Consider the following 7,936-nt stretch of genomic DNA (forward strand, 5'->3'; position numbering starts at 1 on the left):
GTGAAGTCCCCGTCACCGGAGTACACCGCGGTCAGGGAGTGCGAGCCCGCACGCGCAACCGCCTCCACGGGGGGACCCACGCCCCCGTGCGAGGAAGAGCTCGCGGCTCCCGGCGCGGGGCCGGTCCCCGTCGGGGGGTCCGCGCTCACGCCCGCCCCGGGGGCGCGGGACGGCGCCGGCGGGCGGGCGCCGTCGGCCGCTCGGGCGCGGTTGTTCCAGCCGTTGGTGGGGGCCTGGGCGCAGCACGTGCTGCGGTTGCTCGCGTCCGACCCGGGGCGGACCGGGGCGCAGCTGCGGGCTCGCGACGTGCGGCGCGACCTCGAGTACTTCAGCGCCCTGGCCGCCGCTGCCGCCGCGCGCGCCGGGCTGGACTTCCGGGTGCGGCTGACGGCCCGCGACGGACTGCTCGTGCTGCCCTCCGTCGGCGCGCTGCGCACCGGCCCCGGTGACGTACCGGTCGACGTCGAGCACCGCGACGGACGGCTGGTGTTCCGCCGGACCGGCGCCGCCGACGTCGTCGTACGGCTGGAGCGCGGCGTCGGAGCCTGGTCCGGCGCCGCCGTCTGGACGTCGGCCCACGCGCTGCCCGGCCTGGTGACCGGCGCCGCCCCGACCCCGCTGGACGACCTCGACCCCTACCGGGCCGGCCGGGGCAGCCCCCACTATCGCGGTCCCAGCGGCCCGGCGAGCCTCGACGACGCCGAGCGCAAGCGCTGGCTGCAGTCCTGGTCGGGCACCGCCGTGGAACTGCGGCTGGGCGGCGAGCAGCGCCTGCTGGAGGCGGTCACGCTGCTGCGCTGCCTCGTCCCGCTGACCTCACCGCCGGGCATGGCGGCCGACGACTGCACGGGCGGCACGTGCAGCGGCACCCGCCGGGAGGCCTTCGGCGCGGTCCTGAGCAGCACCCCGCAGACCCCGGCCGTCTTCGCCGCGACCCTCGTCCACGAGCTGCAGCACACCAAAATGGTCGCGCTGAGCGAACACGTGACGCTGCACCGGGCCGGCGGCGAGCAGCTCTACTTCGCTCCCTGGCGGCCCGATCCCCGGCCCTTCGACGGACTCCTCCAGGGCGCCTACTCCCATCTGGCCCTGGCCGACTTCTTCCAGCGCCGGGCCCTCACTGTCGCCCACCCGGCCGACCGGGAGTCCGCCTGGGCCGTCCACGCCCGCTGCCGTGAGCAGGTGGGTGCGGCCCTCCCGGCGCTCGTCGGCTGCCCGGACCTCACGGTGCCCGGCCGCAGGCTCGTCGACGAGATGGTCGCCGTCCACGAGCGGCTCGGCGACCACCCCGCGCCCCGGGGCCACACCGCCCGCGCGCAGGCCTACGTGGCCGCCGCGCGCGCCCTGCACGCGACGCACCGCATCCGGCCAACTGAGTGAATTCCGCTGCCAGTTCGGGTGAAGATCGTTGCGTCTGCGGGAAGGGATGCGAACCGGAGCGCGTGCCGGGCGGAACCCGTCGGTGTCTATCGCGGTGCGGCGCCGAGGTTCTAACATAACGTGCGGGGAGGCCGCTGGATGTCTGGAGTTCGCAGGCCCGTCGGGGCAACCGAAGAGGGAGCCGCGAAACCTACGGTCACGATCAGCTTCGCCGGCTTCAACCGGGCCTGGGCGGCGTGGATCGGGGACCGGCTGGAGCGGCGCGGCCGGCGCGTCGTGTACCTGCGCTGGGACGCCCCGCCCGAGAACTCGCTGGTGGACCTGTTGCAGGCCCTCAAGCTCGCCGAGGGCCGCATCCTCGTCATCGTCAGCGAGTGGTACTTCCAGCTCGGCCCCCGCAGCCACGAGGAGTGGAACGCCGCGCTGCGCGAGGTCGTCGCACCCGACCCGGGACGCTTCGCCGCCGTCTCCGTCACCACCGCCTCCGTGCCCGCGGCCACCGCCGCCCTCGCCCCCGCCGACCTCACCAACATGGGCGCGGAGGAGGCCGAGCGGCGCCTGCTCGACCGGCTCGGCCTGCCCACCGACCCGCTGCCGGAGCCCGCCGAGGGCGCCCGGCGCGGACCGCGCTTCCCGGCGTCCATGCCCGAGGTGTGGGGCGGTGTGCCCCGCCGCAACACCCGCTTCACCGGTCGTGAGCCGCTCCTGAACGACGCCTACCACCTGCTGCAGGGCTCCGAGCCCGGCGCGGGCGTCCTCACCCTGCACGGCATGTCGGGCGTCGGCAAGACCCAACTCGCCGCCGAGTACGTCTACCGCTTCGGCTCCGAGTACGACGTGGTGTGGTGGGTCAACGCCGAGGGCCGGGTGACCTACCGCCGTCTCATGGCCGAACTCGCCCCGAAACTCGGCCTGTCCACCGGTGCCGAGTACGGCGAGCGGCTGCGCGCCGTCCGCGACGCGCTGCGCCGCGGCGAGCCCTACGGACGCTGGCTGCTGATCCTGGACGGCGCCGACGAGCCCGACCAGATCTGGGACCTCGTCCCCACCGGCCCCGGCCACGTCCTGATCACCTCGCGCAACCCCGAGTGGAGCGAGCACAACAGCAGACTGCTGGAGGTGCCGGTCTACGCCCGCGACGAGTCCGTCGCCTTCATCCGCCGCCGCGCGCCCCGGCTGACCGAGGACGACGCCGACCAGCTGGCCGAGGCGCTGGAGGACCTGCCCCTGCTGCTCGACCAGACCGCGGGCTGGCTCAACGACTCCGACCTGTCGGTCGAGGAGTACATCGCGCTGCTGGAGGGCGGCATCGACAGCGACGTCGTCAAGGTCTCCGCCGACTTCCCGCTCGCCTTCCAGACCGCCTGGTCGATACTGCTGAACAAGCTCCGCGAGACCGTCCCGGAGTCCGTCGACCTGCTGCGCCTGTGCACCTTCTTCGCGCCCGGCTTCATCCCCGTGCGCCTGCTGCGCGAGATCCCGCCGGACGACCTGCCGGAACAGATCGCCGGGCTGCTCAACGACCCGCTGCTGTGGAACAAGGCGATCAACCAGCTGCGCCAGTACTCCGTCGTCCGCCTGGAGTCGCACGAGGCGGTCGGCGACGAGACGGCCGCCTCCGGCGAGTCCCTGTACCTGCACCGGATGGTGCACCAGATCGTGCACAAGGACATGCCGGACGAGGACCGCGCCGAGTTCAACGACGTGGTGCGCCGCGCCCTGGCCACCGCCGATCCCGGCCGCCCCACCGACACCCGGCTGTGGGACGAGTACGCGGAGATCGTGCCGCACCTGAAGTACGCCGACGTCCTGCAGAGCAAGGACCGCTCGGTGCAGACCCTGGTCCTGAACTGCCTTCGCTACATGTACTTCACCGGCGAGTACGTCTCCGGCATCAAGCTCGGCGAACGGGCCATGCGGGCCTGGCAGTCGCTCCTCGGCCCCACCCACCCGCGGATCTGGGAGCTGACGTACCACCTGGCCAACGTGCTGCGCTCGGCCGGCGAGTACCAGCGGGCCGAGGCCGTCGAGCGCGCCGCGGTCGAACACCTGCGCACCGAGCGCGGCGAGCAGGACCTGGACTACCTGCGCGCCGCCAACGGCCTCGGCGGCGACCTGTTCGGCCTGGCCCGCTACGACGAGGCCCGGGAGCTGTACGAGTGGCTCTACCCGGCCTACCGCGAACTCCTCGGCGAGCAGGACTCGCGGACCCTGAACGCGCTGAACAACCTCGGTTTCGTGATGCGGCTGCTGGGCCGCTACCAGGAGGCGCTGGACATCGACCGGCGCACGCTGGAGGCGCGCCGGCAGCTGCTCAAGGGCCGCCACCCCTGGACGCTCTTCTCCGAGCTGCACTACGCGACCTGTCTCAGGCTGCTGGGCCGGTACGCCGAGGCGGAGTCCATCCAGTCCAAGAACGTGCGCGAGTACCACCTCGTGATGGGCGCCGAGAACCCGCAGACCCTGCTGGCCCAGCACAACCACGCGCTGTGCCTGTACCGCCTGGGCGACCGGGACAAGGCGGGACCGATGTTCACCCGGGTCCTGGAGCGCTACGAGCGCAAGCTGGGCGAGACCGACCCGCAGACCCTCGCCGCCGCCGTCAGCCAGAGCTGCTTCGCCCGCGAGCACGGCGACATCGACCAGGCACGGGCCAGCAGCGAGGCCGTCCTCGCCCGGTACGAGGTACGGCTGGTCGAGGGCCACCCGTTCCTCGCCGGCGCCCGCTCCAACCACGCGCTGATCCTGCGCAGCGTCGGCGAGCGGGACCAGGCCCACGCCCTGGTCGAGCAGGCGATGGCCGACATGACCGCGGCGGTGGGCGAGCAGCACCCCTGGACCCTGGGCTGCGCGATCAACGCCTCGGCGCTGCGCAACCTGGTCGGCGACACCGAGTCGGCCGCCGAACTCAGCAAGTCCACGGTGGTCCGCGCCATCGAGAGCCTGGGCCGCACCCACCCGCTGACCCTCTCGGCCCGCATCGCCCACGCGGCCGACCTCCGCGGCCTGGGCAACCGCCGCGAGGCCGAGAAGACGGAACAGGAAGCCCTCTCCGACCTCGTCGGCACCCTGGGGCCCCAGCACGTCCACACCCTCTCGGCCCGCGCCCGGAACCGCCCGTACTGGGACTTCGAACCCCAGGTGACGTGAGCCGTCCGGACAAGCCAAAGGCCCGGTACCGAGCACCACGCTCGATACCGGGCCTTTGTGAGGGACCTACGCCTCGAACACCTCGCGCACCAGCTGCTCCTGCTCCGCCTGGTGGCGCTTGGCGGAGCCCACCGCCGGGGACGAGCCGTGCGGGCGCGAGATGCGCCGCAGCCGCTCGCCGGCCGGGATGTCCGCGCCGACCGCCAGGTCCAGGTGGTCGATCAGGTTGAGCGCGATGAACGGCCAGGCACCCTGGTTCGCCGGCTCCTCCTGCGCCCACAGGTACTTCTCGGCGTTCGGGTACTTGTTGACCTCGGCCTGCAGCTCGTCACCAGGCAGCGGGTACAGCCGCTCGATGCGGATGATCGCCGTGTCCGTGACGCCGCGCTTCTTCCGCTCGGCCTCCAGGTCGTAGTAGACCTTGCCGGCGCAGAAGACGACCTTGCGGACGGCGGCCGGGTCGACCGTGCTGTCGCCGATGACCGGGCGGAACTGCCCGCTCGTGAACTCCTCCGCCTTCGAGGCCGCGGCCTTCAGGCGCAGCATCGACTTCGGGGTGAAGACGACCAGCGGCTTGTGGTGCGGGTTGTGCACCTGCCACCGCAGGAGGTGGAAGTAGTTCGACGGCGAGGTCGGCATCGCGACCGTCATGTTGTTCTGCGCGCACAGCTGCAGGAACCGCTCCGGGCGGGCCGAGGAGTGGTCCGGGCCCTGGCCCTCGTAGCCGTGCGGGAGGAGCAGGGTGACGCCGGAGGCCTGGCCCCACTTCTGCTCGGCCGAGGAGATGAACTCGTCGACGACCGTCTGCGCGCCGTTGGCGAAGTCGCCGAACTGCGCCTCCCACATCACCAGCGCGTCCGGGCGGGCCAGCGAGTAGCCGTACTCGAAGCCCATCGCCGCGTACTCGGAGAGCAGGGAGTTGTAGACGTTCAGGCGGGCCTGGTCCTCGGACAGGTACTGCAGCGGGGTGTACTCCTCGCCGGTCTCCCGGTCGATGAGCACCGCGTGCCGCTGGCCGAAGGTGCCGCGCTGGGAGTCCTGGCCCGCGAGGCGGACCGGGGTGCCCTCCAGCAGCAGGGAGCCGATGGCGAGGGTCTCGCCCATGCCCCAGTCGATCGTGCCGTCCTCGACCATCGCCGCGCGGCGCTGCAGTTGCGGCTGCAGACGCGGGTGGACGGTGATGTGGTCGGGGATGTTGACCTGGGACTCGGCGATCCGCTTGACGACCTCCGCGGAGACGGCGGTCGGGACCGCGACCGGGAAGCCGTCCTGCGGCGCCTCGGCGCCCGCGGCGGCCGGCTGCGAGGTGGCCTCGCGGACCTCCGTGAACACCTTCTCCAGCTGGCCCTGGTAGTCCTGCAGGGCCTGCTCGGCCTCTTCCAGGGTGATGTCGCCGCGACCGATCAGGGACTCGGTGTAGAGCTTGCGCACCGAGCGCTTCTTGTCGATCAGGTCGTACATCAGCGGCTGGGTGAAGGCCGGGTTGTCCGACTCGTTGTGACCGCGGCGGCGGTAGCAGATGAGGTCGATCACCACGTCCTTGTTGAACGCCTGGCGGAACTCGAAGGCCAGCCGCGCGACGCGGACCACCGCCTCGGGGTCGTCGCCGTTCACGTGGAAGATCGGGGCCTCGATCATGCGGGCCACGTCCGTCGCGTACATCGACGAACGCGAGGACTCGGGGGCCGCGGTGAAGCCGACCTGGTTGTTGATGACGACGTGGATCGTGCCGCCGGTGCGGTAGCCGCGCAGCTGAGACATGTTCAGGGTCTCGGCCACCACGCCCTGGCCCGCGAAGGCCGCGTCGCCGTGGATCGCCACCGGCAGGACGGTGAAGTCCGTGCCGCCCTTGTTGATGATGTCCTGCTTGGCGCGGGCGACGCCCTCCAGGACCGGGTCGACCGCCTCCAGGTGGGAGGGGTTGGCGACCAGGGAGACCTTGATCTGCTCGCCGTCCAGGCCGGTGAAGGTGCCCTCGGCGCCCAGGTGGTACTTCACGTCGCCCGAGCCGTGCATCGACTTCGGGTCGAGGTTGCCCTCGAACTCGCGGAAGATCTGCGCGTACGACTTGCCGACGATGTTGGCGAGGACGTTCAGGCGGCCGCGGTGGGCCATGCCGATGACGACCTCGTCCAGGCGGGACTCGGCCGCGGAGTCGATGACCGCGTCCAGCAGCGGGATGACGGACTCGCCGCCCTCCAGCGAGAAGCGCTTCTGGCCGACGTACTTGGTCTGCAGGAACGTCTCGAAGGCCTCCGCCGCGTTCAGCCGGCGCAGGATGCGCAGCTGCTCCTCGCGCTCCGGCTTGGAGTGGCCGCGCTCGACCCGGTCCTGGATCCACTTGCGCTGCTTGGGGTCCTGGATGTGCATGAACTCGATGCCGGTGGTACGGCAGTACGAGTCGCGCAGCACGCCGAGGATGTCGCGCAGCTTCATCATCGACTTGCCGGCGAAGCCGCCGACGGCAAACTCGCGCTCCAGGTCCCACAGGGTGAGGCCGTGCTCGACGATGTCCAGGTCGGGGTGCTTGCGCTGGCGGTACTCCAGCGGGTCGGTGTCGGCCATGACGTGGCCGCGGACCCGGTAGGAGTGGATCAGCTCGAAGACGCGGGCGGCCTTGGTGACGTCGTCGTCGTGCGAGGCGTCGATGTCCTTGAGCCAGCGGATCGGCTCGTAGGGGATGCGCAGCGCCTCGAAGATGTCGTCGTAGAAGCCGTTCTCGCCCAGCAGCAGGTTGGCCACCTGGCGCAGGAACTCGCCGGAGGCGGCGCCCTGGATCACCCGGTGGTCGTAGGTCGACGTGAGCGTCATGACCTTGGAGACGCCGAGCTTGTTCAGGGTGTCCTGGCTGGTGCCCTGGAACTCGGCCGGGTAGTCCATGGAGCCGACGCCCATGATCACGGACTGGCCGGGCATCAGGCGCGGCACGGAGTGGACGGTGCCGAGGCCGCCGGGGTTGGTCAGGGAGACCGTGACACCGGTGAAGTCGTCCATCGTCAGCTTGCCGTCGCGGGCGCGGCGGACGATGTCCTCGTAGGCCTGCCAGAACTCGAAGAAGTTCAGCGTCTCGGCCTTCTTGATGGCGGCCACGACGAGCTGGCGGTCACCGTTCGGCTTGACCAGGTCGATGGCCAGGCCGAGGTTGACGTGGGGCGGCTTGATCAGGGTCGGCTTGCCGTCCTTGACGCCGTACGACCAGTTCATCGAGGGCATGGCCTTGATGGCCTGCACCATCGCGTACCCGATGATGTGCGTGAAGGAGATCTTCCCGCCGCGGGCGCGCTTGAGGTGGTTGTTGATGACGATGCGGTTGTCGAACAGCAGCTTCACCGGGACGGCGCGGACCGAGGTGGCGGTCGGCACCGCCAGCGAGGCGTCCATGTTCTTGGCGACCGCGGCGGCCGGG

At 71.4% G+C, this 7,936-nt stretch carries 3 protein-coding genes; 2 read left to right on the forward strand and 1 reads right to left on the reverse strand.

Going from position 1 to position 7,936, the window contains the following annotated elements; all coding sequences use genetic code 11:
* Both ACLU3S_RS34360 and fxsT read left to right on the forward strand, forming a co-directional pair.
* Nucleotides 1-1,380: aKG-HExxH-type peptide beta-hydroxylase (locus ACLU3S_RS34360; protein WP_413955893.1), on the forward strand; the 1,380-nt coding region annotated here is incomplete at its 5' end.
* 138 nt (nt 1,381-1,518) lie between these two features.
* Nucleotides 1,519-4,530 (forward strand): FxSxx-COOH system tetratricopeptide repeat protein, encoded by a 3,012-nt coding sequence (gene fxsT / locus ACLU3S_RS34365; RefSeq protein WP_413955894.1) that lies wholly within the window; start codon nt 1,519-1,521, stop codon nt 4,528-4,530.
* 66 nt (nt 4,531-4,596) lie between these two features.
* Here the strand turns inward: fxsT and ACLU3S_RS34370 are convergent.
* Nucleotides 4,597-7,936, reverse strand: a 3,340-nt coding sequence (locus tag ACLU3S_RS34370; protein WP_413955895.1) for a multifunctional oxoglutarate decarboxylase/oxoglutarate dehydrogenase thiamine pyrophosphate-binding subunit/dihydrolipoyllysine-residue succinyltransferase subunit, incomplete at its 5' end; no start/stop codon positions are given.

Origin of the sequence: Streptomyces sp. AF1A (assembly GCF_047340315.1) — a bacterium.
Lineage (GTDB): Bacteria > Actinomycetota > Actinomycetes > Streptomycetales > Streptomycetaceae > Streptomyces.